We start from the raw sequence: 23,614 nt of genomic DNA, 5'->3' as shown, positions 1-23,614 counted from the left end.
TGCTCCTGCTGTTCCCGATCGGGCGTATCCCCCGGCGACAGGTCATCGAGCGGCGAGTACGTGCGCCCACGGCTCATCGATGTCGGCCAGACCCAGCACGGCGACCACGTTGTCGAGCATTCCGGCGCCGAACCAGCGCCGCACGGCGTCATCGTCGCCCAGCAGTCGCCGAACGGTGTCAACCTGCTTCGCGTAGCACCGACGCACGGCCTGCCCTACCAGCGGCTCGCCTGCGGCACAGTTCGCGTGCATGAGGAAACGCAGGATGGTCCGGTCCGCGATGAGCGCGGTGTAGGCACCGCGTGCCGCATCCAACGCGGCCTCGGACGCCGGCCCGGCCCCTCTCGACGCCGCCTCGGACGTCAGCCCGGCCCCACCCGACGCCGGCGAGTGCGCGACCAAGGTTTCGGCCATCACGACGGACACGTGGTCGACCACCGCCGCGAACAGCGCTTCCTTGTTCGAGTACAGGCGATAGAGATACGGCTGAGAGATGCCGACCCGCTCGGCCACCTCGTGCGTCGTCGTACCGTAGAAACCCTTCTGCGCGAAGCAATCCATCGCGGCGGCCACGATGGCCCGACGTCGTTCGTCGCTCTTCGTGCTGGTGCCGGCGGCGGGCATGGACCCTCAACCTCCAAACGTCACGCTGAGCTCAGGGTCGGCCGGCACGTCGTGGGGTGTGAGTGCCTCGATCGCCACCAGCGGGTTCCAGTAGTCCAGGTAGTGGGTGATGCGCGCGTCTTTATCGGTCCGGACGACAGAGACGCACCTCTGCTCGTACGGCTTGCCGGTCGGCAGCGCGGTGCCCGTCGAGCGGAATTCGGCGATCACGAGACTCGGATCGACCGTCGGGTGGAACACCAGATCGACGAACTCCACGTCAAAGGTCTCGGGAAAGTTGCTCATGTGCGCCAGCAGTGCGTCTCGCCCCGTCACCCGTTGAGGCACGCCGACCGGCGCGAACGGGAACTCGAGCACCGCGTCCGGGGCGAACAGCGTCACCCATTCTTCGGTGCGTCCTGCGGCGGTAAGGCGCAGGTGCTCGGCCACGGTGTGCTGGGCAGCGGCGCGGCGGCTGGCGTGGTCTTGGTCGGCTGTCATACCCACTCCTAGGTTAGTAATCAACCAATAACATACCAGCCGCAGCTGCCAGGTCGAGCGCTGACACAAACCCGCGACCGAAGATTGCTAGGCGTCGCGGCGCAGCGTGAACCAGAAGGTCGGCACCGAGTTGGTGCCCGGTGTGACGTCGAGTAGTTCCCAGCCGGGGAACCTGGCGCGGAGCTCGTCGGCTGTGACGCCCGCCGCCCACGACGTGACCTCGGGGATCGGATTGCCGAGCGGCTCGGGGCCGTACCCGAACATCAGCAACCGTGCTCCAGGAGCGGCGCGGTGGGTGAGCCCGGCGGCGTAGGCGTCGCGGCGGTGCAGCGGGACCCCGCAGTAGCAGCTCAGGTCGAAGAACAGGTCGAAGGGGCCCGGCACGTCGAGCTCGTCGAGGCGGGTGGCGTCTCCGTGCAGCAGCCGTACCGCCACTCCCCCCTCCGCGGCCTTCTCCCTGGCCTGGTCGACGGCGCGGTCGATCAGGTCGACGGCCGCCACCTCCCAGCCGTGCCGTGCCAGGTAGATGGCGTTGGTCCCCGTGCCGCAGCCGAGTTCGAGGGCGCGGCCGGGCGGCAGCGCGCCGTGGCCCTCCACCAGGGCGACCAGCTCGGGCGGCGTCACGCCGGTGTCCCACGGCGGCTTGCCGGTGCGGTAGTAGCCCTCCAGTGCGCGGTGGACGGACTCCTCCTCCTGGTCTCGCTGCGTTGAGGCCAGGTCCGGCTCCGGCTTCTGGATGGCGTTCGGCTGGTCCATCGTCTCCTCCAAGAATCTAGAGTTGAACTCTAGTGACATACTCTAGAGATATACTCGCAATATGGACAAAGTCAAGCGGCCGGACAAGCGAGCCGAGCGCTCACGCCGCACCCGCGAAAAGGTCGTCGAGGCGGCTCGCGAGCTGTTCGTCGCGCAGGGTTACGGGGCGACGAGCCTGCAGGAGGTCGCGGACCAGGCGGGCGTGGCCGTCCAGACGGTCTATTTCGTCTTCCGCAACAAGCGCACGCTGTTCAAGGACGTCGTCGACACATCTATCGCCGGGGATACCGAGCCGGTCGCCACCATGGATCGTGATTGGTTTCGCGCCGCGTGCGCCGAGCCCACCGCAGCCGGGCAATTGCGCGCGCACGTCCACGGCACCCGCGAGATCCTGGGCCGGGTCGCCCCGATCATGCCGCTGATCGCGGCTGCCGCGGCCACCGACCCTGAGATCGCCGCACAGTGGCCGGACGGCCCCGACCCGCGTTACACCGTGCAGTACGCAGCGGCCGAAGCCCTGGCCCGCAAGCCCGACATCCGCCCCGGCCTCTCCGTCGAGATGGCGGCGGACCTGCTGTTCGGCCTGCTCAGCCCGCAGCTCTACCTGATCTTCGTCCGCGACCGCGACTGGTCACCGAATATGTGGGAAGAGTGGGCCCGCACCGCCTTGACCTCCCAGCTCTGCGCCGACCCCGGCTAAGCGGACGGCCGTCACGATGGTCCTCCAGGCCGCAATGCCGGTGGCCAACCACCTGGCCGGCCTCCTGCGGGCCGGGTCGGACAACCTGGCCGACACGCATACCGGGCCTACGCCGACCAGATCACCCCAACCACCCAAGCCCCGGGGCCGGTAGGCCGACCACGACAAACAAAACTCCGGCCCCAGGGTCGCAGCCCTACCACCAGGTGGCTACCGACTTACCGCCTGATCAATACATCACTTCCGGGGCCGCGCCAAAGATGAGGAGTGGGGCGGCCGACTGTACCGGGTCACCACAGCGATCACCGAGACGCTACCGGCCATCCGATCATGGGTAGCTTGGGGGCCCATCAATATGCCGTGGGCGTGGCGGAGCCGCGCTGCATAAGGACGTCCGAGCGGAGCGAGGCCCTTCAGTCCTCCGGCCCGACTGGGAGCAACGTCTGCCCCCGAAGCGCGAAGCGCCCACCCGCGAAGGCCTTTGGGCCGGAAGCGGGTGGGCGCTAAATGGTCAGCGCTGGGTAGGAGCGACCACGACCTCGACGCGCTGGAACTCCTTGATGTCCGAGTAGCCCGTCGAGGCCATCGTCCGCTTCAACGCCCCCATCAGGTTCATGGACCCGTCGGCCACGCTGGACGGCCCGTGCAGGATCTGCTCCAGGCTGCCCACCGTGTCGAACGCCACCCGCCGGCCCCGAGGCAGGTCCGGGTGGTGTGCCTCCGAGCCCCAGTGGAAGCCATGGCCGGGGGCCTCCGTCGCGCGGGCGAGCGGGGAGCCGACCATGACCGCGTCGGCGCCGCAGGCGATGGCCTTGGCGATGTCGCCCGAGGTGCCCATGCCGCCGTCGGCGATCACGTGGACGTAGCGGCCGCCCGATTCGTCCATGTAGTCGCGGCGGGCGGCGGCGACGTCGGAGATCGCGGTGGCCATCGGTACGGCCACGCCCAGCACGTTGCGGGTGGTGTGGGAGGCGCCGCCGCCGAAGCCGACCAGGACGCCCGCCGCGCCGGTACGCATGAGGTGCAGGGCGGCCGTGTAGGTGGCGCAGCCGCCCACGATGACCGGCACGTCGAGCTCGTAGATGAACTGCTTGAGGTTCAGCGGCTCGGCCCGGCCCGAGACGTGCTCGGCCGAGACCGTGGTGCCGCGGATGACGAAGATGTCCACGCCCGCGTCGATGACGGCCTTGTGATACTGCACCGTACGCTGCGGAGACAGGCGGACCGCCGTGGTCACGCCGGACTCCCGGATCTCCGCGATCCGGCGGCCGATCAGCTCTTCCTTGATCGGCGCCGTGTAGATCTCCTGCAGCCGCTTGGTCGCGGCCTCGGCGTCGAGCGAGGCACACTCCTCCAGCAGCGGCGACGGGTCGTCGTAGCGGGTCCAGAGCCCTTCGAGGTCGAGGGGGGCCAGGCCGCCGAGGCGGCCGATCTCGATCGCGGTGGCGGGCGAGACCACGCTGTCCATGGGGGCGACGACCACGGGTAGTTCGAACCGGTAAGCGTCGATCTGCCAGGCGATCGAGACCTCCTCCGGGTCACGAGTGCGCCGGGAGGGTACGAGGCCGATCTCGTCGAGCGCGTAGGCCCGGCGACCGGTCTTGCCCCGGCCGATCTCCACCTGCTGAGTCATGTCTTACCTTCTGTGATAGTTCGGGGCTTCCACGGTCATCTGAATGTCGTGGGGATGGCTCTCCGTGAGTCCCGCCGCCGTGATCGGCATGAGCTCACAGTCGGTGTGCATCTGCGTGATCGTGCGGCAGCCGGCGTACCACATGCCCTGGCGCAGGCCGCCGACGAGCTGGTGGGCGACCGCCGCGACCGGTCCCCGGAAGGGGACCTGGCCTTCGATGCCCTCGGGGATGTATTTGTCCTCGCCGCCGATGTCGGCCTGCGCGTAGCGGTCCTTGCTGAACGACATGCCGCCGCGCTCGCGGTTGCGGACCGCGCCGAGCGAGCCCATCCCCCGGTACGACTTGAACTGCTTGCCGTTGATGAAGATCAGCTCACCGGGCGACTCCTCGCAGCCGGCGAGCAGCGAGCCGAGCATGACCGTGTCGGCGCCGGCGGCGATGGCCTTGACGATGTCGCCGGAGTATTGCAGACCGCCGTCGCCGATGACCGGCACGCCGGCCGGGCCGCACGCCAGCGACGCCTGGTAGATGGCGGTGACCTGCGGCGCGCCCACGCCGGCCACGACGCGGGTGGTGCAGATGGAGCCGGGGCCCACGCCGACCTTGACCGCGTCGGCGCCCGCGTCGACGAGCATCTGGGCGCCCGCCCTGGTCGCGATGTTGCCGCCGATGACGTCGACCTTGCTGTTGGCCTTGAGCTTGGCGACCATGTCGGCCAGGCCCTTGGAGTGGCCGTGCGCGACGTCGACCACGACCACGTCGACGCCCGCCTCGATCAGCGCCTTGGCCCGCAGCTCCGCGTCACCGCCGACGCCCACGGCGGCGCCGACGACCAGGCGGCCGTCCGCGTCCTTGGTGGCCAGCGGATATTGCTCGCTCTTGGTGAAGTCTTTAACCGTGATCAGACCGCGCAGCCGGCCGTCGGGATCGACCAGGGGCAGCTTCTCGATCTTGTTGTGCCGCAGCAGCTCGAACGCGCCGTCACGCGACACCCCGACCGGGGCGGTGACCAGCGGCATCGGGGTCATGACCTCACGCACCGGCCGCGACTGGTCGGTCTCGAAGCGCATGTCGCGGTTGGTCACGATGCCGACGAGCACGCCGGAGAGGTCGGTGACGGGCACCCCGGAGATCCGGTACGTCGCGCACAGCCGCTCCACGTCGGCCAGGGTGTCGTCGGGAGTGCAGGTCACCGGGTTGGTGACCATCCCGGCCTCGGACCGTTTGACCAGGTCGACCTGCTGGGCCTGCTCCTCCACCGACAGGTTGCGGTGCAGGATGCCGATGCCGCCCTGGCGGGCCATGGCGACGGCCATGCGGGCCTCGGTGACGGTGTCCATCGCGGCGGAGACCAGCGGGATCGACAGGTTGATGCCGCGCGACAGGCGCGAACCGGTGTCCGCGTCACCAGGTTGCAGGTCTGAATAGCTTGGGACGAGCAACACGTCGTCGAAGGTCAGACCCGTCTCGGTGAACTTGGACATGCTGCGGCCCCTCCTGCCGATGCTGATGAGGCAAGTCTAGGGCCTACATGCAAAACGTCCCGAGGCCGGGAGCACGATGACCCCCACGGCCCGTCGTACCCCCGGCATCCCAAAGAGCCGGAGGATGGGGCGGTCGGTGATCCGCCCCATCCTCCGGCCACCGACATCCGGGCGGAAGCGCATAAAGCGCCACCGAACCCCCCTCCGCGTCCTGATGGCAAGCGCTGCCAGCTCAAGTGGATGCCGACGCTGGGTTAAGCCTGCGTTACTCATCGGCACACCGCAATGTGAAAACGTGCAATTGCACGAAGCTGCACATGTGGCCAAGGAGTCCACGCAAGGAGCGGACAAGGACGTATCGCCGAGTTATTCTCACGACACGCCCGTGTCCCCCCTACGGAGCCCCTTATATGCGCAGCGAGTCCCACGCCCTGTCCGACCCTCTCGCGGACGCTCCCCTCGCGACGCTGGGCCTCGACCCGGCCCAGACCGCGCTTTACACGGCGGTGCTGCGCCTGCACAGGGCTACGCGTACCGAACTGGCCGAGGCCATGGACGGTCCCGTCGACAAGGTGAGCAGACAGCTCGACGATCTCGTCAGGCTCGGGGTGATCGACGAACAATCGGGCGAATACCTCGCCCGGCACCCCGCCGCCGCGCTCGGCCGGCTGATCGCCGAGCGCCTCGACCGGCTGGCCGAGGAGAGCAGGCGCATCGACTCCGCCCTCGGCTCGATCCGAGGGCTGATCCGCGACTACGACGTGGGGCACGACTACCAGAACGGCGCGTTCCGGGTTGAGATGGTGAGCGGGGCCGACGTGCTCTACGAGAGCGTGGTGGGCATGGCGGTGCAGTCCCAGTCGCCGCCGATGCACTTACTCACCGCCATTCCCGACGAGCGGACGATGGCGGACTTCGTACGGAAATTTGCCGATCCTTGGATCGATGCACAGCAGCGGAAACTCCTGAACGTCCGGGCCGTCATCCCGGTCTCCACCCTGACCCTGCCCGGCGTACGCGACCAGCTGACCAGGCTGCTGGCCACCGGCGGGACCGTACGCACGCTGGACCGGGTGCCGAGCTGGTTCATGACCGCCGGGCCCGACGCCGCCGGCCTGCCCGCGCTGTGGGGCGGCAACCTGCCCGACCACGCCTACAACTTCTACCTGGTACGGACCCCGATCGTCGTGGGCATGCTCCGGTCGCTCTTCGAGGAGCTGTGGGGCCGGGCCGTACCCCTGCCCTGGGGTCGCCGGGGCGAGGGCGTGGTGCAGGTGCTGCGGCTCGCGGCGCAGGGCATGTGCGACGACTCGATAGCCCGCCAGCTCGGCGTCTCCGTGCGCACGGTACGGGCCAGGTTTGCCGACGCCATGGTTCAGCTTGGCGCGCAATCACGCTTTCACGCAGGTGTGGAGGCCGCCCGGCGTGGATGGCTGAGCTAATCACCACCGCGGTGGCCGCATCGGTCATATGGTGGGAAGGTGCTGGAAGACGTCCCCCGCGACCCGTTCGCGGACGACCCGAACGACCCTTCCTCAGCGATGGGCGAGCTCGACGACGCCGAACCGCTGACCGCCTCCGAGCGCGACGAGGCCATTACCGACCTGGCCGACGTCGAGGTCTTCCGCTCCTTGTTAGAGCAGCAGGGAGTGCTGGGCCTGGTGCTCGACTGCCCGGAATGCGGCGAGCAGCACTTCTTCGACTGGGAGCTGCTGCGCGGCAATCTGCGCCAGATGATCGACAAAGGCCAGCCCCAAATGCACGAGCCGGCCTTTCACCCTGACCCGGCCGACTACGTGACCTGGGAATACGCCAGAGGCTACGTCGACGGTGTCATCGACACCGAGGAGCGCCGCTGATCCACATCGTCCAGCAGCGCGGCGAGCAGCCGCGCGGCCGGATCGCGTGAATCGGGCAGCTCGCCGCGGGCCAGCACGTCGAGGAGCGCGTCAGTCTGCTCCTCCGGCGTCAAGCCGACTCCAGTTCGGCCATCTGCCGCAGCCTCGCCAGCGCTCGATGCTGGGCAACACGGACCGCACCTGGTGACATACCGAGTACATTACCGGTCTCCTCCGCCGACAGCCCCGACACCACCCGCAACAACAGCAACTCGCGCTGGTTGTCGGGGAGTCTGGCGAGCAGCCTGCGGGCGTACTCCACCTCGATGTAGCGGACCACCGTCTCCTCGGGCCCCGGTCCGTCGTCCGGCCCGTCCGGTAGATCCTGAGTCGGTACGGCCGAGCGGACCGAACTCCGCAACGCGTCGGCCACCTTGTGCGAGGCGATACCGAAGACGAAGGAGGCGAAAGGCCGTCCCATGTCGCGGTATCGCGGCAGCGCGGACAGGACCGCGATGCACACCTCCTGGGCTACGTCATCGGCAATGTGATATTGCCCTGAAACCCTGCCCAGCCTGGCGCGGCAATAGCGCACCACCATCGGACGCAACTCGCCGAGCAGGGATTCGATCGCAGTGCGATCTCCCTGTACGGCGAGGCTCGTCAGTTCCCTTAGGTCGGAGTCATCCGTCCGTGCCGGAAGTCTCGACGCGAGCCTTACCCCAATTTTGGCGTCGGCGACGCTTCCCTCGCTCACGATAGGCATGATGCCCGCACTGATCGGGCCTGTCGTCATCGTGAACGGCTACGGATTGGTCACATTGACGCGGCGATAACGCGCGGTAATCGACCGGCCACACTAAGCCTTTATTGCGGAAGAATATTTCATCCCATAACCCCAAATGTGCAGAAATTGTCAGACGCCTAGACGCTTAAGCCACACATCCGGTTTACCCGAATAAACCACTTTCCCGGTTCATCACCCTTCGCTCACCCTCTCAGCAGCTTCGACTGGATTGCCCGTATGTCATATGCCATACATGGCTTTGCGGGGGTTGGAGGCCCAGGGGCGCGCCGGAGAAAGCACACGACCCGCACCTGGAAATCAGGCGCGGGTCGGGTGAGGAAGAAACGGCCCAGTGAAAGAACGGCTCAGTGGCCGTGGCCGTGACCGTGGCCCTGACCGGCGGCGGCCGGCTCCTCCTCCGGCTTGTCGACGACGAGCGCCTCGGTGGTGAGGAGCATGCCGGCGATCGACGCGGCGTTCTGGACGGCCGAACGGGTGACCTTGACCGGGTCGATGACGCCCTGGTCGAGCAGGTTGCCGTAGTCGCCGGTGGCGGCGTTGAGGCCGTGGCCCGCCGACAGCTCCGAGACCTTGTGGGTGACCACGTAGCCCTCGAGACCGGCGTTCTCGGCGATCCAGCGCGTCGGCTCGACCAGCGAGCGGCGGACGATGGCGACACCGGTCGCCTCGTCGCCCGTCAGGCCCAGGTCGTCGAGGTCCTTGGCGACGTGGATCAGCGCGGAGCCACCGCCGGAGACGATGCCCTCCTCGATCGCGGCGCGCGTAGCGGAGATCGCGTCCTCGAGGCGGTGCTTCTTCTCCTTGAGCTCCACCTCGGTGGCGGCGCCGACGCGCAGCACGCACACACCGCCGGCCAGCTTCGCAAGGCGCTCCTGCAGCTTCTCGCGGTCCCAGTCGGAGTCGGACTGCTCGATGGCAATCTTGATCTCCTTGACCCGGTCCTCGATCGCCTGCTGGTCGCCGCCGCCGTCGACGATGGTCGTGTTGTCCTTCGTCACGACGATGCGGCGGGCGTTGCCGAGCACCTCAAGGCCGACGTTCTCGAGCTTGAGGCCGACCTCCTCGCTCACGACCTGGCCACCGGTGAGGATGGCGATGTCCTGCAGCATGGCCTTGCGGCGGTCGCCGAAGCCCGGAGCCTTGACGGCGACCGAGGTGAACGTGCCACGGATCTTGTTGGTGACCAGGACGGCCAGGGCTTCGCCCTCGACGTCCTCGGCGACCACGAGCAGCGGCTTCTTGGTCTGCGCGATCTGCTCGAGCAGCGGCAGGAAGTCGGAGATCGAGGAGATCTTGCCCTGGGTGAGCAGGATGTAGGCGTCCTCGAGGACGGCCTCCATGCGCTCGGGGTCGGTCACCATGTACGCCGACAGGTAGCCCTTGTCGAACTGCATGCCCTCGGTGAACTCGAGCTCCATGCCCATGGCGTTGGACTCTTCGACGGTGAGAACACCGTCCTTGCCCACCTTGTCGAACGCCTCGGCGATCAGGTCGCCGATCTTGGCGTCCTGGGCGGAGATGGTCGCGACGTTCGCGATCTCCTTCTTGTCCTCGACCGGGCGCGCGCTGGCCAGCAGCTTGTCGCTGACCGCCTTGGCGGCCTTGTCGATGCCGCGCTTCAGCGACAGCGGCGAGGCGCCGGCGGCCACGTTGCGCAGGCCCTCGCGGACCATCGCCTGGGCCAGGACCGTCGCGGTGGTGGTGCCGTCACCGGCGACGTCGTTGGTCTTGGTGGCGACTTCCTTGGCGAGCTGGGCGCCGAGGTTCTCGTAGCGCTCCTCCAGCTCGATCTCACGAGCGATGGTCACGCCGTCGTTCGTGATCGTCGGAGCACCGAACTTCTTGTCGATGACGACGTTGCGGCCACGGGGGCCGAGGGTTACCTTCACGGCGTCCGCGAGGGCGTTGACGCCGCGCTCAAGCGCGCGGCGTGCGTCCTCGTCGAACGCTAGGATCTTCGCCATGCTGAAAGTCCTCTCCTAGCGTCGAAAGCCCCGGCCGCACGCGCTCAGACGAGACGCGCGCCCGGGGCCCGACGCATCCGGCTTACTTCTCGATGATCGCGAGAACGTCGCGGGCGGAGAGCACGAGGTACTCCTCGCCGCCGTACTTGACCTCAGTGCCGCCGTACTTGCTGTAGAGGACGATGTCGCCCTCAGCGACGTCGAGCGGAATACGCTTGTCGCCGTCCTCATCCCAGTTGCCCGGGCCCACCGCGAGGACCTTGCCCTCTTGCGGCTTCTCCTTGGCGGTGTCAGGAATGACCAGGCCGGAAGCGGTCGTCTGCTCGGCCTCAAGCGGCTGAACCACGATGCGGTCGCCGAGCGGCTTAACGGGAACCTTGGTGGCGGTCGTCACGATCGGACCTCCCCTTCAGATTTGAATGATCTAGAAGAGGCGACCAGCGGGGCCTGCCGTCGCGGGTGTCAGACCTGCCTCGTCGCACGTTGGCACTCTCAAGGGGAGAGTGCCAACAGGAAACATATGCAAGAGGGGCTTGACAGTCAACACGAACGCGTCTGCTCAGAGCGATAAGGCCCAAGAGCTTGCCCAAGGTTGGGGCTAAATGGGGTGACACGCACTGTTGACGCGGGGCGAACGCCTGAGCCCGCACCTCCGCGGACAGCGGACGTTCCAGCCACCGCGCACGCTCACGGCGGCCGTTCCCGCCGTCCGCCGTACGCGCACGGCGGACGCTCCGGTCCACCACCGTACGCGCACGGCCGCAGGCTGGAGTGCGGCGGGGAGGCGCTAACGTCGGGTGACGTGGATCTCGACGCCTTCACCGAGTTGCTCACCCCGCGCGGGCAGCGCGCACTCGCCGAGGCCGTCGAGGTGGTGGGCGCCGATCCGGTGGCCGCGGCGACGAGGCTGCGCAGGTCGTACGACGCCGGCCTCACTTCGGCCGCGCTCACCCAGGCGGCGCTGCGCGAGCGCGCCAAGGCCAAGTTCGGCGCCGACGCGGCACTCATGTTCTTCACTCCGCACGGCCTGGAGCAGGCCACCCGAGCCGAGGTCGGCGCCCACCGGGCCCGCCGCCTGGCCGGACCCGCCGGCGGGACGCGGGTCGTGGACGTCTGCTGCGGCATCGGCGGCGACTTCCTCGCGCTGGCCCGCGCCGGTTGCGTCGTGGACGCCGTGGACCTCGACCCGCTGACCGTCGCCGTCGCCCGGGCCAACGCGGAGGCGCTCGGGCTCGCGGATCGGGTCACCGTACGCCAGGCGGACGCCGCGACGGTCTCGCCGGAGGACTACGACTGGCTGTTCGCCGACCCCGCCCGCCGGACCAGCCGCGGCAGGACGTTCGACCCCATGGCCTACTCGCCGCCGTGGCCGGTCGTGCTCGACCTGGTCGCCAGGGCTCGGCGGGCCTGCTTGAAGGTGGCTCCGGGCATCCCGTACGAGTTCATCCCGGGAGAGGCCGAAGCCGAGTGGGTGTCGTACAAGGGCGAGGTGAAGGAGGCAGCCCTCTGGACCAGCCCCGCCGAAGGGGCGGCGCGGGCCGAGGGGCCGACGCGAGGCGAGGGGCCGACGCGAGGCGAGGGGCCGACGCGAGGCGAGGGGCCGACGCGGCGGGCGACGTTGCTGCCCGGCGGCGAGACGCTCGTCGCCCGCGGGGCCGAGGCGCCGACCGGCCCCGTCGGTCGCTTCGTGTACGAACCCGACGGGGCCGCGATCCGCGCGCACCTCGTCGGGGAGGTCGCCGAGATGGTCGGCGGCCGCCTCCCCGACCCGATGATCGCCTACATCACCGGCGACGAGCCGTTCGACACCCCATGGGCCGCGCGTTACGCGGTGGAAGAAGTGCTGCCGTTCTCGCTGAAGCGCCTCCGCGCTACTCTCCGCGAGCGGCAAGTCGGAAATGTCGTCATCAAGAAGCGAGCCTCGGCGGTCGACATCGAACGGCTCAGAAATGACCTGCGACTTTCGGGTGACAAATCTGCGGTAATCATACTTACCCGCATCATGGATAAGCCTTCCGCCCTGATTTGTCACCCATCCCCACCTGCATAAATGGCAAACTAGGGCATTATCGGGCCAACCCCGATCTTTTACTTCGCTCCTGACGGACCTTGATCGAGCGGCTAAGGTGAGCACGCGGGAGTCCTCCCCCTTTGGCGATTAGCCGCGTTCTCGTTTCATCTGCAAACCGGACCTATCCCACCGCTGCGCGGCAGACCGTCGGCGAGCGAAGGAGCCTTTCGGTGGATCACGCCAACCACACCACCCTTCTACAGGCAGGCGGCGATTCCGCCATCTCCGAAAGGATGCGGGACCTGCTCGCGCGTGCGTCTCAGGACCACGTCTACGAGCAGCGGACCCAGGGTGCCGTCCTCGACGAGATCCGCCAGCGCCTTGAGGGTATGGAGTGGCTGCTCAGGGAGGTCCGCGAGCGGGAGTTGGGGGGTCTGAGCGGCACGCTCGAAACGGTGAGCGGGCGACTTGACGACATCGCGGCCAAACCGCCGATGTGGGCGGAGGGCCTTGCCCAGCATGTCGAGGCGGTACGCGACCACGTCGACGCCGTCGGCGAGCAGGTGGGCACCGTTGACGCGCATGTGGAGTCGGTTCACCAGCGGGTCGCGCCGGTGGCGGAGTTGCCGGGGCTCTGGGCCGAGGTCGGCACCGTCGGCGACAACGTGGACGAGGTGCTCAAGAAGCTGCAGGCGGTCCTCGACTTCACGGAGGGCATCACCAAGCGGATGAGCGACCTGGGCGTCAGGCTGGGTCACCTCAACACGGGCATGGAGGCCGCCGCCGGCCGCTTCAGCCGCATCGACAAGTCGCTCGCCGAGCTGACCGCCCGTACGGACCGCATCGAAGGCGCGCTGCTGGAGCTGCCCGAGAGCTTCGACGGCAAGCTCGCCGCCAACGCCGAGCAGCTCGACGGCAAGCTCGCCGCCAACGCCGAGCAGATGACCGAACACTTGGACGGCAAGCTCGACGCGGCCACCGACCAGCTCGACGGCAGGCTCACCGCCGCCGCCCACCAGCTCGGCGGCAAGCTCACCGCGGCCACGGACCGGCTCATCGCCCAGGTGGACGGCACCGAGCAGCGCCTCTCCGTACGCCTGGGCGAGACCGAGGACCTACTGACCGACCTGGACCAGCGGCTCACCGGCCGCCTGGACAGGACCGAGCAGAGCCTGACCACGCACCTCGACCGGGCCGAAAAGGGCCTCACCGCCCGTCTGGGCGAGTCCGAGCAGGGCCTGGCCGACCGCCTCGACGAGGCCGAGCAGGCGCTGACCGCCCGGCTCCACGAAACTGGGCAGACCCTGACCGAACTCCTCGACGACACCCAGCAGAGCGCGGCAAGCCGCCTCGACCAGACCGAGCAGCGCCTGGCGGGCCGCCTCGACGAGAGCGAGCAGCGCGTGGCCGGGCGCCTCGACGGCGTCGACGGCAAGCTCCTCGACGTCCACGGTGCCCTCGACAGCCGGCTCGGCGGCGTCGACGAGCACCTGACCACGGTCAACGGCCATCTGAGCACGGTCAGCGGACATCTGACCACCGTGAACGGCCACCTGTCCCGCCACGACAACCGCTTCGACACGCTCGACGGCCGCGTCGACGGCCACTTCATCCGGCTCGACGAACGCCTGGCCGCCGCCGACCGCCACCTCATCGACTCCGCCACCCGCAACGAGGGCCGCTTCAACCAGCTCGACAACGGCATGGACACGCTCGACGAACGCCTGGGCGAGGTGGAGGAGCGGGTGACCACCCGCTTCGACGGTCTCGGCACCCAGCTCAACGGCGTGGAAACCCACCTGACCGGCCTCGCCCAGCGCGCCGAGCAGGCCGGTGAGCACCTCGAAGCCGTCGACGACCGGATCGAGGCCGTCAATCAGCGCATCGGCCAGCTGCCCGCGACGCTCAGCATCGGCGAGCGGGTGGGCGAGCTCCTCGACTCCCAGACCACCCACCAGGGCGAGCGCCTGGCCGCCGCCGCGGCGGTGCTCACGGAGCTGGTCGCGGCCCGCCCCGACCGCACCGAGCTCACCCAGACGGTGACCGACATCGTCGAGCCCGCCACCACCGACCTCACCAGGCGTCTGGGCGCTCTGGAGGAGACCATGCTCGCCCTCGCCGAAGCCCTCCTCCGCCCCACGAGAAAAGACTGAGCTACCCGTCCGACACAGCCATGGCGCGCGACCCAACGCGAGCAGGTCGACGCACATGTGCAAGCTTGTCCGGGTTGACCAGCGCATACAGCCCGCCCACCCGAGTGCCCGTCTCGTCCGGTTCCACGGTCAGCGCGACCCGGACCTGACCCCCGGCCAGCAGCAGGAACGTCGGCCCAGCCGTCCAGAGGAGGTCCAGGTCCACGTACCTGGGCCCGATGCCCATGAGTACGCGGGACACCCGGTCCGAGCCGTGAATCGGGCGTAGTGAGGCGTGCACGCGGCCACCGCCGTCGTTCCACATGGTGACGTCGGGAGACAGCACCGCCAGGAGGTCGGCGAGGCTGCCGCCCGCCATCGCCGCGACGAAGCGCTCCGCCACCTCGCGCGCCACCCGGGGGTCGGCCGGGTAGCGCGGGCGACGGGAGCGGACGTGTTCGCGGGCCCGGCGGGCGAGCTGGCGCGCCGCCGCCGGTGTGCGGTCGAGGATGCGGGCGATCTCGGCGTGCTCGAACCCGAACGCCTCCCGCAGCACGAACGCCGCCCGTTCCAGAGGCGACAGCGTCTCCAGTACGACCAGCAGGCCCGTGGTGACGTTCTCAGCGGCCGTCACCGGGTAGTCGGGGGTCACCAGTGGCTCGGGCAGCCACGGGCCGGTGTGGTCCTCTCTGGCGGCGCGCAGGCCGCGCAGCCGCTCCAGGGACCGCCGGACGGCGATGCGGATCAGATAGGCCCGCGGATTGCTCACTTGGGCCAGGTCGACACCGGCCCAGCGCAGCCAGGTGTCCTGCACGACGTCCTCGGCGTCGGCCACGCTGCCGAGCATGTCGTAGGCCAGCGTGAACAGCAGGCTCCGGTGCTCTCCGAACACCGCCTCAGCATCGGCCACGGCCCCCTCCAGATCTTTGGGAGACGGTTTCGGCCCACCGTAACGGGCACGTGGACCAGACACGCAGCGGGCACCTGACAGCTCGGCATGTCACATCCGGCACCCCGCCACGCATCCGTTGAATGAGGACCCCACGACGCACAAGGAGACAGAGCAGGCATGAAGGTACTTCTGGCAGGAGCCACCGGCACCATCGGCACCGAGCTGATACCGCAGCTGCTCGCCGCCGGCCACTCGGTGCTCGGCCTCACCCGTTCCGAGCGCGGTGCCGCCAAACTGGCGGAGGCGGGCGCGACCGGCCTGGTCGCGGACATGATGGACCGCGACGCCCTGCTCGCCGCGGTGAAGGGTCACCAGGCCGACGCGGTGATGCACCAGGCCACGGCGATCACCGGCCTGCCGCTGTTCCACCGCCAGCTGTATCCGACGGGCGCGCTGCGCGACCGGGGCACGGCCAACCTGATCGCGGCCGCCAAGGAGGTCGGCGCGCACCGCTTCGTCACGCAGTCGTTCTTCCTCGGGTACGGCTACCGCGACCACGGCCCGGAGCCGGTGACCGAGGACCGGCCGTTCGCCGAGCCCGCCAGGGGCCCCTTCGGCGTGCACATGAGGACGATTCGGGCCAACGAGGAGCAGGTGTTCAACACGCCGGGCATCGACGGCGTCTCCCTGCGCTACGGCCTGTTCTACGGCCCCGAGGTGACGACGCGGAAGATGATGGCCATGGCGCGGCGGCGAATGCTGCCGGAGGTCCACCCGGCCGGCGTCATCTCGCTCGTGCACGTCCATGACGCCGCCTCGGCCGCCGTCGCCGCGCTGGACCGGGGCGGGGCCGGGCGGGCGTACAACATCGCGGACGACGAGCCGGTGAGCTTCGACGCATATGTCCGGGCGCTGGCCGAGGCGGCGAACGCGCCCGCACCGCTACGGGTGCCCGGCTGGCTGCTGCGGCCGACGCCGTACATCCACGCCTTCATGACCGGCGTGCGCATCCGGCTCTCCAGCGACCGCGCGAAGCGGGAACTCGGCTGGATCCCCGCCTACCCCACCTATCGCACGGGACTCAAACGTGAACGGTCGTGATCGGCATCGACGAGTCGGCGGGGATGTCCAGCGTCGACGGGGTGATGCCCGCCGCGACCAGGTCGGAGCCCAGGGCGGCGACCATGGCGCCGTTGTCGGTGCACAGTCCGGGCCGGGGCACGCGCAGGCGTACGCCCGCCGCGTCGCACCGCTCCTGGGCCAGGGCGCGCAGCCTGGAGTTGGCCGCGACACCCCCGCCGATCAGCAGGTCACGCACCTCGTATTTGCGGCAGGCCTGGAGCGCCTTGCGGGTCAGCACGTCGACCACGGCCTCCTGGAAGGAGGCCGCCACGTCCGGTACGTGAATGGACTCACCGGCCGACTCGCGGGCCTCCACCCAGCGCGCCACGGCGGTCTTCAGCCCGGAGAAGGAGAAGTCGAGCGTGCCGTCGTCGATCTTGCCCCGGGGGAAGGCGACGGCCGTGCCCGACCCGGAGGTGGCGGCCCTGTCGATGTGCGGGCCGCCGGGGAACGGCAGGCCGAGCACCCGCGCCACCTTGTCGAACGCCTCCCCGGCCGCGTCGTCGACGGTGGAGCCGAGCGAGATCACGTCTTCGGCCACGTCGGGCACGAGCAGCAGCGACGAGTGGCCGCCCGAGACCAGCAGGGCGATGCACGGCTTGGGCAGCGGGCCGTGTTCGAGCTGGTCGACGGCGACGTGGGCGGCCAGGTGGTTGACGCCGTAGAGGGGCACACCGAGGCCGAGCGAGTAGGACTTGGCCGCGGCGACGCCGACGAGCAGCGCCCCGGCCAGCCCGGGACCGGCCGTGACGGCTATCGCGTCGATGTCGGAGAACTTCAGCCCGGCCTGCGCCAGCGCGGCCTCCACCGTCGGCGTCATCGCCTCCAGGTGGGCCCGCGAGGCGACCTCCGGCACGACGCCGCCGAACCTGGCGTGCTCTTCCATGCTGGAGGCGATCGTGTTGGCCAGCAGCGTGTGGCCCCTGACGATGCCGATGCCGGTCTCGTCGCAGGACGTCTCGATGCCGAGAACCAGGGGTGCGTCAGCCATCCAGCTTCCTTCTCATCATGATCGCGTCGGTGCCGTCGTCGTAGTAGCGGCGGCGCCGGCCGATCACCTCGAACTCGAAGTGCTCGTAGACCCCCCGCGCCTGCGGGTTGTCGGCCCGTACTTCCAGGAAGATCTCCCGCACCGCGCGCCGACCGGCCTCGGCCAGCAACTCCGCCAGCATCGCGCCGCCGATGCCGGTGCCCTGGTGCGGTTGGACGACCGCGATGGTCTGGACGTCGGCCTGGTCGGCCGCGGCGGCCAGGCCCGCGTAGCCGACGATCTCCTGGTCGACGAGGGCCACCACGTAGTGCCTGGTCCGCGGCTGGTCGGCCAGCTCGCCGCGGAGCATGGCCTCGCTCCACGCGTCGAGCGGGAACGTGTCGCGCTCGATCGCCATGACCGCCGGCAGGTCGGCCTCGGTCATCTGCCGGAGCCGCACGTCCACCTGCCGGGGTTTCACGCCGTCACCCTCTTGGGGGCGCCGGGCACCACCGCGTCGGGCCGCCGCAGGTAGATCGGGCGCGGCGGGCCGAGCGGCTCCCCGGCCGCGATGCGCTCGGCCGCCAGGGAGGCCAGGAAACCGGCATAGGGGTACGGCGGAGCGTCGGATTGCCCCAGGATGTCGGGGTAGAGCCCGGCACCGGCACCCACCACGGGCAGGCCCTCCACCGGCACCTCGGCGGGCCGGTCGACGAACGGCCCGTCGAGCCGGGTGCGCGCGTCGGAGTAGCGGGCCCAGAACACCTCCTTGCGCCGCGCGTCGGTGGCGACCAGGAACGGCTCGGCGAGCCCGCTGCCGTAGGCGACGGCGTCGAGGGTGCAGATGCCGTACGCGGGGACGGCCAGCGTGGTGGCGAGCCCCTGCGCGGTCATCAGCCCGACACGCAGCCCGGTGTAGGGGCCCGGTCCGCTGCCCGCCACGACGGCGGTGACCTCGGACAGGGCGGCACCCGCCTCGCGCAGCACGGTCTCGATGGTGGGGATGAGCAGCTCACCGTGTCGCCGGGCGTCGATCGTCGTCGACTCGGCGAGGACACGCCGCCCGTCGTGGAGCGCGGCCGTGACGGCGGGCGTCGCGGTATCAAAGGCCAGGACCAGCACGACTGTTTAGCCTACCCGCCCGCCGGGTCACGCCCGGCCGGTGCACAGTTTCAGCCGGTCAAGAGAGTCACTCCCAGCCGGTGCGCTGTTTCAGCCAGTCGAGCGACACGACGCCCTGCGCCCGCTGGAACGCCCTGAGCGTGGGCAGGCCGGGTGGCGGCGGCTGCCGGCCCTGCCGTACCAGGTAGCCGGTGAACGCGGCGAGCACCGCCGTGGCGGCGGGATCGGAGTCGGGGAAGAGCTCCTGCGGCGCGGGGCCGCCCTGCATGGCGACCGAGGGCAGCATGGCCAGGGAATCGAACCAGGCAGCGCCGACGCAGGCCCACGGCCAGTCGACCACGTAGACGCGTTCCTCGGTGAGCAGCAGGTTGTCGGCCCGGAGGTCGGCGTGGAGCAGCGTGTCCCCGGCGGCGGCCACGGCCCAGCCGGACTCCAGCTCGGCCAGCGCGCCGAGGTGGCGCAGCGCCCACGGATCGAGACCGGTGGTGTCCTCCCCAAGGAGATGGCGCCAGCCCCGGAACGCGTCGCCGAACACCTCCGCGACCGGCGGCGCCTCGATCGGCGCGGGCGTGAGCGCGGCCGACATGCCCCGCACCGCCTCCATCACCCGGTCGAGCTCGGCGCGGCGCCAGGGCAGCTCGGGATGGCGGCCTTCGACGTCCTCGAAGACCAGCACCACCCAGCCCTCGATCTCGAAGGAGGTCAGCAGCCGTGGCGCGGGCACGGACTCAGGAAGGGCGGCGGCGATCCTGCGTTCGGCCCGGTAGATGCGGACGCTGTCGGGGTTCGGCTCCGGGCCGACGGCCTTGACGAAGACGCGCCGGCCGTTCGCGGCGCGCAGCCGTGCGGCCGCCGCGGGCGAGAACCCGCCCGTCTGCGTCACGGCCTCGGTCACAGGGGCGCCGAGGAACTCCTCGACGGCGGCGCGGGCCGCCGGATGCACCTCCGGCCAGGGAACGCGCGTGCCCGACGCGGGCGGATCGGTCTCCTCGCTCACGCTCTGGAAGCGTAGACGATGATGTTGTCGACGTATTCGCCCTTGGCATAGTCGAACTTGCCGCCGCAGGTCACCAGCTTGAGGCCGTCCTCGATGTACACCCGCTTGGCCGGGAAGTGGTCCTTCGACACCTGCTCGACCGAGTCGACCTTGTACTTGACGACCTTGCCGTCACTCCGCTCGACCTTGACGATCTCGCCCTTGCGTACCTGCCTGAGCTTGAAGAACACCGCCGGGGCCGTCTTGGTGTCGACGTGGCCGATGATGACCGAGGCGCCTTTGTCGCCGGGCACCGCGCTGCCGGTGTACCAGCCGGCCATCTTGGGCTTCTCGTACGGCGGCAGCTCGACCTCGCCGTCCTTGCTCAGGCCGAGCTTCATCAGCGGCGCCTCGACCTCGATCGACGGGATGTCGATGCTCTCGGGCACGACGGAGCCGGCCGACTTGGTGGTGGCCTGATAGGACCTGCCGAACGCGACCAGCACCAGGCCGGTGACGGCGCCCGCGATGACCACCCGTCCAGGGCGGGCCATCGGCTAGCCCCGGACGCGGCGCTTGATCAGCAGCCCGGCCGCCGCCAGCACGGCCGCACCGACCAGTACGCCGCCGACCGGCATCCCCGAACCCTCGTCCACGTCCTTGCCGAAGGTGCCGCCGCCGCCCGCTCTGGGCGCCTTCGTGGGCGCCTTGGTGGAGCTGTCGTCGGAGGTGTCAGCGGTCGCGCTGACGACGCGCAGGGTGGCCTTGCCGGTGTCGTTGGTGCCGTCGCACTTGACCTCGACCGGGTAGGTGCCGCGCTTGACCGTGCCCGACACCTGCGCCTCGCCGCGTACCCACGGGTTGCCGGCCGCGGTGCCGGTCGGGGCGGGCGTGGCCGTCGAGGACGTCGGCGCGGTGGTCAGCGACACGCCGTTGATGAACGCCTTGGACGTGGCGGTGCCGGTGTGCGCGGGGCCGCCGCTGGGGACGGGGCAATTGGCTAAGATCCACACCTTCGAGGTCTCACCCGCGGTGACCTTGGCGGGGCTGAGCTCGACCAGGATGGGCTTCCTGCTCACGGTGGCGGTCGGCGTGGCGCTGACCGAGCCGGTGGCCGAGGCCGAGGGTGTGGGAGTCGCTGAGGTCTGCGCGGAGGCCGAGCAGCCGACCGCACCGATCATGACGATGGCTCCCGCGTACGCGACTCGCCTGACCCTGAGCACCGCCGCACCCCACTCCGCGCCGTCCTGCACCAAGCATCCACCAAAAAAGTGGACGCCGCCCCTCCTGATACCCAGAATTTCTGGGCGAATCCCTTACCAATGATCATGTTTTCTATCGATGGTGAGGTACGTCAAGGGTGGCAGCTTTGCCGGAAGACAGGGCGGATTTTACTTTTCCGCAGGTTCGGACGGCGTGTCGGCCCATCGCGCCCCGACGCCGCGCAGCGTCACCAGGCGGGCGTCGTCCCCGCTCTCGCGGTCGATGTGGATCTCCAGGCGGTCGTCGGACAGCCCCTCGACCAGTCCCTCGCCCCACTCCACGACCGTCACCGACTCCTCCAGCGAGGCGTCGAGGTCGAGGTCGTCGACCTCCAGGTCACCGCCCAGCCGGTAGGCGTCGGCGTGGACGAGCGGCGGCCCCTGGCGCAGCGACGGGTGCACTCTGGCGATCACGAACGTGGGCGAGGTGATCGGGCCGCGTACCTTGAGCCCTTCGGCGATGCCCTGCACGAGCGTGGTCTTGCCCGCGCCGAGCGGGCCGGAAAGGATCAGCAGGTCGCCCGCCCGGAGGCCGGCGGCCAGCCGGGCGCCGTAGGCGCGCATGTCCTCGGCGGTCGGAAGCCGTTCGGCCACTACAACTCCACTCGCTTGATCAGGTCGCGCAGCGCGTCGTTGACCACGCCCGGGCGCTCCAGCTGGATCAGGTGCGAGGTGTCGGGCACCTCGGTGAGCTGGGCGTTGGGCAGCGCGGCGGCGATCGCCTTGCTGTGCTCGGGCGGGGTGAGCCAGTCCTTGTCGCCGACCAGGATCGCGGTCGGGACCGGGTCGAGCACGTCGAGGGCGGCCAGTTTGTCGTGGTTCATCAGCGCGGGGTAGAAGTTGGCGAACACCTCGGTCGGCGTCGCCCTGATCATCGTCTCGGCGAAGTCGACCAGGGTGGGGCTGACGTTCTTGGAGTCGCCGAAGCCCATGTAGCGGGTCATCAGGAACGCGATGTCGCTGCCCGCGCTGCGGGTCTTGTCGACGAACGAGCCCCGCCGGCCCAGCAGCGAGATCGTCGACGGGGCGACTTTGTGCACGGCCTTGGACAGCAGCGCCGGCAGGCCCAGCGTGAGCTCGGCCAGCTTGCCCGCCGAGGTGGCGATGAGGGACACCGCGCGGATCTTGTCACCGAACAGCTCAGGATGGCGGTCGGCCAGCGCCATGATCGTCATGCCGCCCATGGAGTGGCCGACCAGCACGCACGGGCCGGGCACGAAGCGTTCGATCACCTCGGCCAGGTCGTCGCCCAGCCGGTCGATCGTGCAGTCCTCGGCGGTGGCGCGCTGCGAGCGGCCGTGTGAGCGCTGGTCCCACAGCACCATGCGGTGGTTGTCGCGCAGGTCGCGGCGCTGGTAGTGCCACGACTCCAGGCTGAGGCAGTAGCCGTGGCAGAACACGATGGTCAGCGGCGCGTCCTCGGGCCCGTCGATCTCGACGTGCAGCGCCGTGTTGTCGGAGGTGACCAGCGTGAGGTCCCTGCCGCGCAGCTCGCCGAACGGCTCGCTCGCCTCGGCGTCGGGGCGCAGCCTCATACGGCCCACCGCGTAGCGCTTGGCCAGCGCCGCCGCCGCCACACCGGCCGAAGCGGCACCGACGATGGCGCCGGCGATCCCGACCTTCCGCCGTGTTGTCGTCGTCATGTCCCTGATCCCCTATACACCCGCGGCACCCGCGAACCGATCCTGGTCACGATCTCATGCGTTATCGTGCCGAGGTTATCCGCCCACTCCTGAGCGGTCGGCTCACCCCTCCCACCAGGCCCGAACAGGACGACCTCGTCCCCCGCAGCGAGCGGCTCGTCACCCATGTCGATCATGAACTGGTCCATGCACACCCGGCCGGCTATCGCCCTTCGGCGACCTCCCGCCAGAACCTCTGCCCGCCCCGTCGCGTGCCGGAGGATCCCGTCGGCGTACCCGAGCGGCACCAGCCCAAGCGTGGTCTCGGAACTCGTGACATAAAGGTGCCCATAGGACACTCCCGAGCCCTCCGGCACCCGCTTGGCCAGAGCGATCCGCGCCACGAGCGTCATCGCCGGTCGCAGCCCGAAGTCGCCCAGCTCGGGGACCGGGCTGAGCCCGTACATGGCGATGCCGGGCCGGACCATGTCGTAGTGGGTGCGCGGCAGCGTCAGGATCGCGGCGGAGTTGGCCAGGTGCCTGATGACGTGGGACCCGGCGGCGCCGGCCTGCTCGGCCTGCTTGAGCGCCGCCTCGTACGCCTCGATCTGCCGGTCGATCGAGCCATGCCCCGGCACGTCCGCGCAGGCGAAGTGGGACCACAGGCCGACGATCTCGATCGCGCCCTCGGCCTGGAGGGCGAGCGCCCTGGCCAGCAGTTCCGGCCAGGCGGCGAGCGGGGCGCCGCCCCTGCTCATGCCGGTGTCGGCCTCCAGGTGCGTCTTGGCGGTACGCCCGGTGCGCCGCGCCGCGGCGGCGATCTCGTCGAGCACCGGCGCGTCGGCCGCCGACAGCTCGATCTCGGCTTCGAGCGCCTCGTCCAGCGGCTCTCCGGGGGTGATGATCCACGCCAGCAGTGGCGCGGTGATGCCACCGGCGCGCAGCGCGAGCGCCTCACGGATGAAGGCGGTGCCGAGCCTGCTCGCGCCACCCTCCAGCACGGCCTCGGAGGTCGGTACGAGCCCGTGCCCGTAGGCGTCGGCCTTGACGGCTCCAAGCACTTCGGCGCCGCCCGCGCGCTCCTTGAGCAGCGCCACGTTGTGCCTGATCGCGGCCAGATCGACCCGCGCCTCCGCGGGCGTCGCCATCGGGGATGTCATCCCTCCAGTCTGGCAGCTCGCTCACGTGGTCGAGCGCGAATCGCCCCTGCTGAGGTC

Annotated in this window: 25 protein-coding genes; 6 read left to right on the top strand and 19 right to left on the bottom strand. The window is 69.8% G+C overall.

Going from position 1 to position 23,614, the window contains the following annotated elements:
* Window positions 1-42: 42 nt before the first annotated feature.
* From AB0C30_RS24990 to AB0C30_RS24980, 3 genes are all read right to left on the bottom strand, one after another.
* Entirely contained in the window at window positions 43-624 is a 582-nt protein-coding gene (locus AB0C30_RS24990) for a TetR/AcrR family transcriptional regulator (protein WP_357948294.1), read from the bottom strand.
* A 6-nt stretch (window positions 625-630) separates the two neighbouring features.
* A complete protein-coding gene (locus AB0C30_RS24985) occupies window positions 631-1,104 on the bottom strand; it encodes a nuclear transport factor 2 family protein (protein ID WP_357948292.1) in 474 nt (157 codons plus the stop codon).
* 87 nt (window positions 1,105-1,191) lie between these two features.
* Window positions 1,192-1,860, bottom strand: a complete 669-nt coding sequence (locus AB0C30_RS24980) for a class I SAM-dependent methyltransferase (RefSeq protein WP_357948289.1) — start codon at window positions 1,858-1,860, stop codon at window positions 1,192-1,194.
* Between the two features lie 61 nt (window positions 1,861-1,921).
* On the opposite strand from AB0C30_RS24980, the gene AB0C30_RS24975 reads away from it, so the two are divergent.
* On the top strand, window positions 1,922-2,560 hold the full coding sequence (locus AB0C30_RS24975; RefSeq protein WP_357948286.1) for a TetR/AcrR family transcriptional regulator: 639 nt from the start codon (window positions 1,922-1,924) through the stop codon (window positions 2,558-2,560).
* A gap of 511 nt (window positions 2,561-3,071) precedes the next feature.
* Here AB0C30_RS24975 and AB0C30_RS24970 read toward each other — a convergent pair.
* A complete protein-coding gene (locus AB0C30_RS24970) occupies window positions 3,072-4,193 on the bottom strand; it encodes a GuaB3 family IMP dehydrogenase-related protein (RefSeq protein WP_357948283.1) in 1,122 nt (373 codons plus the stop codon).
* A gap of 3 nt (window positions 4,194-4,196) precedes the next feature.
* Window positions 4,197-5,678 (bottom strand): IMP dehydrogenase, encoded by a 1,482-nt coding sequence (gene guaB / locus AB0C30_RS24965; RefSeq protein ID WP_357948280.1) that lies wholly within the window; start codon window positions 5,676-5,678, stop codon window positions 4,197-4,199.
* 410 nt (window positions 5,679-6,088) lie between these two features.
* Between guaB and AB0C30_RS24960 the strand changes: the two genes are divergently transcribed.
* Window positions 6,089-7,120 carry a LuxR C-terminal-related transcriptional regulator gene (locus AB0C30_RS24960; protein WP_357948278.1) on the top strand — a complete coding sequence of 344 codons (1,032 nt, stop codon included), beginning with the start codon at window positions 6,089-6,091 and terminating at the stop codon, window positions 7,118-7,120.
* A gap of 39 nt (window positions 7,121-7,159) precedes the next feature.
* Window positions 7,160-7,537: a DUF5319 domain-containing protein gene (locus tag AB0C30_RS24955; protein ID WP_225293853.1), complete on the top strand. Its 378-nt coding sequence runs from the start codon at window positions 7,160-7,162 to the stop codon at window positions 7,535-7,537.
* Here the strand turns inward: AB0C30_RS24955 and AB0C30_RS24950 are convergent.
* The 4 genes from AB0C30_RS24950 to groES all read right to left on the bottom strand — a co-directional run bounded on the left by AB0C30_RS24950 (window position 7,498) and on the right by groES (window position 10,685).
* On the bottom strand, window positions 7,498-7,650 hold the full coding sequence (locus AB0C30_RS24950; RefSeq protein ID WP_357650738.1) for a hypothetical protein: 153 nt from the start codon (window positions 7,648-7,650) through the stop codon (window positions 7,498-7,500). The genes AB0C30_RS24955 and AB0C30_RS24950 overlap by 40 nt on opposite strands.
* The gene (locus AB0C30_RS24945) at window positions 7,647-8,282 is read right to left on the bottom strand and encodes a sigma-70 family RNA polymerase sigma factor (RefSeq protein WP_357651164.1); all 636 of its coding nucleotides are present in this window, start codon (window positions 8,280-8,282) and stop codon (window positions 7,647-7,649) included. Before AB0C30_RS24945 ends, AB0C30_RS24950 begins: the two co-directional genes overlap by 4 nt.
* A 386-nt stretch (window positions 8,283-8,668) precedes the next feature.
* Window positions 8,669-10,288 carry a chaperonin GroEL gene (gene groL / locus AB0C30_RS24940; protein ID WP_357948275.1) on the bottom strand — a complete coding sequence of 540 codons (1,620 nt, stop codon included), beginning with the start codon at window positions 10,286-10,288 and terminating at the stop codon, window positions 8,669-8,671.
* A gap of 82 nt (window positions 10,289-10,370) precedes the next feature.
* Window positions 10,371-10,685: a co-chaperone GroES gene (gene groES, locus AB0C30_RS24935; protein WP_214633886.1), complete on the bottom strand. Its 315-nt coding sequence runs from the start codon at window positions 10,683-10,685 to the stop codon at window positions 10,371-10,373.
* Between the two features lie 405 nt (window positions 10,686-11,090).
* On the opposite strand from groES, the gene AB0C30_RS24930 reads away from it, so the two are divergent.
* Window positions 11,091-12,338 (top strand): class I SAM-dependent methyltransferase, encoded by a 1,248-nt coding sequence (locus tag AB0C30_RS24930; RefSeq protein WP_357948273.1) that lies wholly within the window; start codon window positions 11,091-11,093, stop codon window positions 12,336-12,338.
* A gap of 191 nt (window positions 12,339-12,529) precedes the next feature.
* Entirely contained in the window at window positions 12,530-14,452 is a 1,923-nt protein-coding gene (locus tag AB0C30_RS24925; RefSeq protein ID WP_357948270.1) for a hypothetical protein, read from the top strand.
* A gap of 1 nt (window position 14,453) precedes the next feature.
* On the opposite strand, the gene sigJ is transcribed toward AB0C30_RS24925, so the two are convergent.
* Complete coding sequence (gene sigJ / locus AB0C30_RS24920; RefSeq protein WP_357948267.1) at window positions 14,454-15,341, bottom strand: RNA polymerase sigma factor SigJ; 888 nt, start codon at window positions 15,339-15,341, stop codon at window positions 14,454-14,456.
* A 159-nt stretch (window positions 15,342-15,500) separates the two neighbouring features.
* On the opposite strand from sigJ, the gene AB0C30_RS24915 reads away from it, so the two are divergent.
* Complete coding sequence (locus AB0C30_RS24915) at window positions 15,501-16,424, top strand: NAD(P)-dependent oxidoreductase (RefSeq protein ID WP_357948264.1); 924 nt, start codon at window positions 15,501-15,503, stop codon at window positions 16,422-16,424.
* Here AB0C30_RS24915 and tsaD read toward each other — a convergent pair.
* From tsaD to alr, 9 genes are all read right to left on the bottom strand, one after another.
* Window positions 16,405-17,436, bottom strand: a complete 1,032-nt coding sequence (tsaD, locus tag AB0C30_RS24910) for a tRNA (adenosine(37)-N6)-threonylcarbamoyltransferase complex transferase subunit TsaD (protein WP_357948262.1) — start codon at window positions 17,434-17,436, stop codon at window positions 16,405-16,407. The two genes, AB0C30_RS24915 and tsaD, sit on opposite strands and share 20 nt — an antisense overlap.
* On the bottom strand, window positions 17,429-17,896 hold the full coding sequence (rimI, locus tag AB0C30_RS24905) for a ribosomal protein S18-alanine N-acetyltransferase (protein ID WP_357948259.1): 468 nt from the start codon (window positions 17,894-17,896) through the stop codon (window positions 17,429-17,431). The genes tsaD and rimI overlap by 8 nt, the downstream gene beginning before the upstream one ends.
* Complete coding sequence (gene tsaB / locus AB0C30_RS24900) at window positions 17,893-18,537, bottom strand: tRNA (adenosine(37)-N6)-threonylcarbamoyltransferase complex dimerization subunit type 1 TsaB (protein ID WP_357948257.1); 645 nt, start codon at window positions 18,535-18,537, stop codon at window positions 17,893-17,895. Before tsaB ends, rimI begins: the two co-directional genes overlap by 4 nt.
* Window positions 18,538-18,604: 67 nt before the next feature.
* Window positions 18,605-19,534 carry a phosphotransferase gene (locus tag AB0C30_RS24895; RefSeq protein WP_357948254.1) on the bottom strand — a complete coding sequence of 310 codons (930 nt, stop codon included), beginning with the start codon at window positions 19,532-19,534 and terminating at the stop codon, window positions 18,605-18,607.
* Entirely contained in the window at window positions 19,531-20,067 is a 537-nt protein-coding gene (locus tag AB0C30_RS24890) for a class F sortase (protein WP_225293872.1), read from the bottom strand. Before AB0C30_RS24890 ends, AB0C30_RS24895 begins: the two co-directional genes overlap by 4 nt.
* Before the next feature lie 3 nt (window positions 20,068-20,070).
* Entirely contained in the window at window positions 20,071-20,766 is a 696-nt protein-coding gene (locus AB0C30_RS24885; protein WP_357948251.1) for a hypothetical protein, read from the bottom strand.
* A gap of 138 nt (window positions 20,767-20,904) precedes the next feature.
* Complete coding sequence (gene tsaE / locus AB0C30_RS24880; protein WP_357948248.1) at window positions 20,905-21,369, bottom strand: tRNA (adenosine(37)-N6)-threonylcarbamoyltransferase complex ATPase subunit type 1 TsaE; 465 nt, start codon at window positions 21,367-21,369, stop codon at window positions 20,905-20,907.
* A complete protein-coding gene (locus tag AB0C30_RS24875) occupies window positions 21,369-22,418 on the bottom strand; it encodes an alpha/beta hydrolase (RefSeq protein WP_357948245.1) in 1,050 nt (349 codons plus the stop codon). Before AB0C30_RS24875 ends, tsaE begins: the two co-directional genes overlap by 1 nt.
* Complete coding sequence (gene alr, locus AB0C30_RS24870; protein ID WP_357949468.1) at window positions 22,415-23,545, bottom strand: alanine racemase; 1,131 nt, start codon at window positions 23,543-23,545, stop codon at window positions 22,415-22,417. The genes AB0C30_RS24875 and alr overlap by 4 nt, the downstream gene beginning before the upstream one ends.
* Window positions 23,546-23,614 lie beyond the last annotated feature (69 nt).

This window comes from Nonomuraea sp. NPDC048901 (assembly GCF_040649695.1).
Classification (GTDB): Bacteria; Actinomycetota; Actinomycetes; order Streptosporangiales; family Streptosporangiaceae; genus Nonomuraea.
The sequence above is the reverse complement of the archived record's forward strand: the minus strand, read 5'-3'. Positions and strand labels throughout refer to the sequence as shown.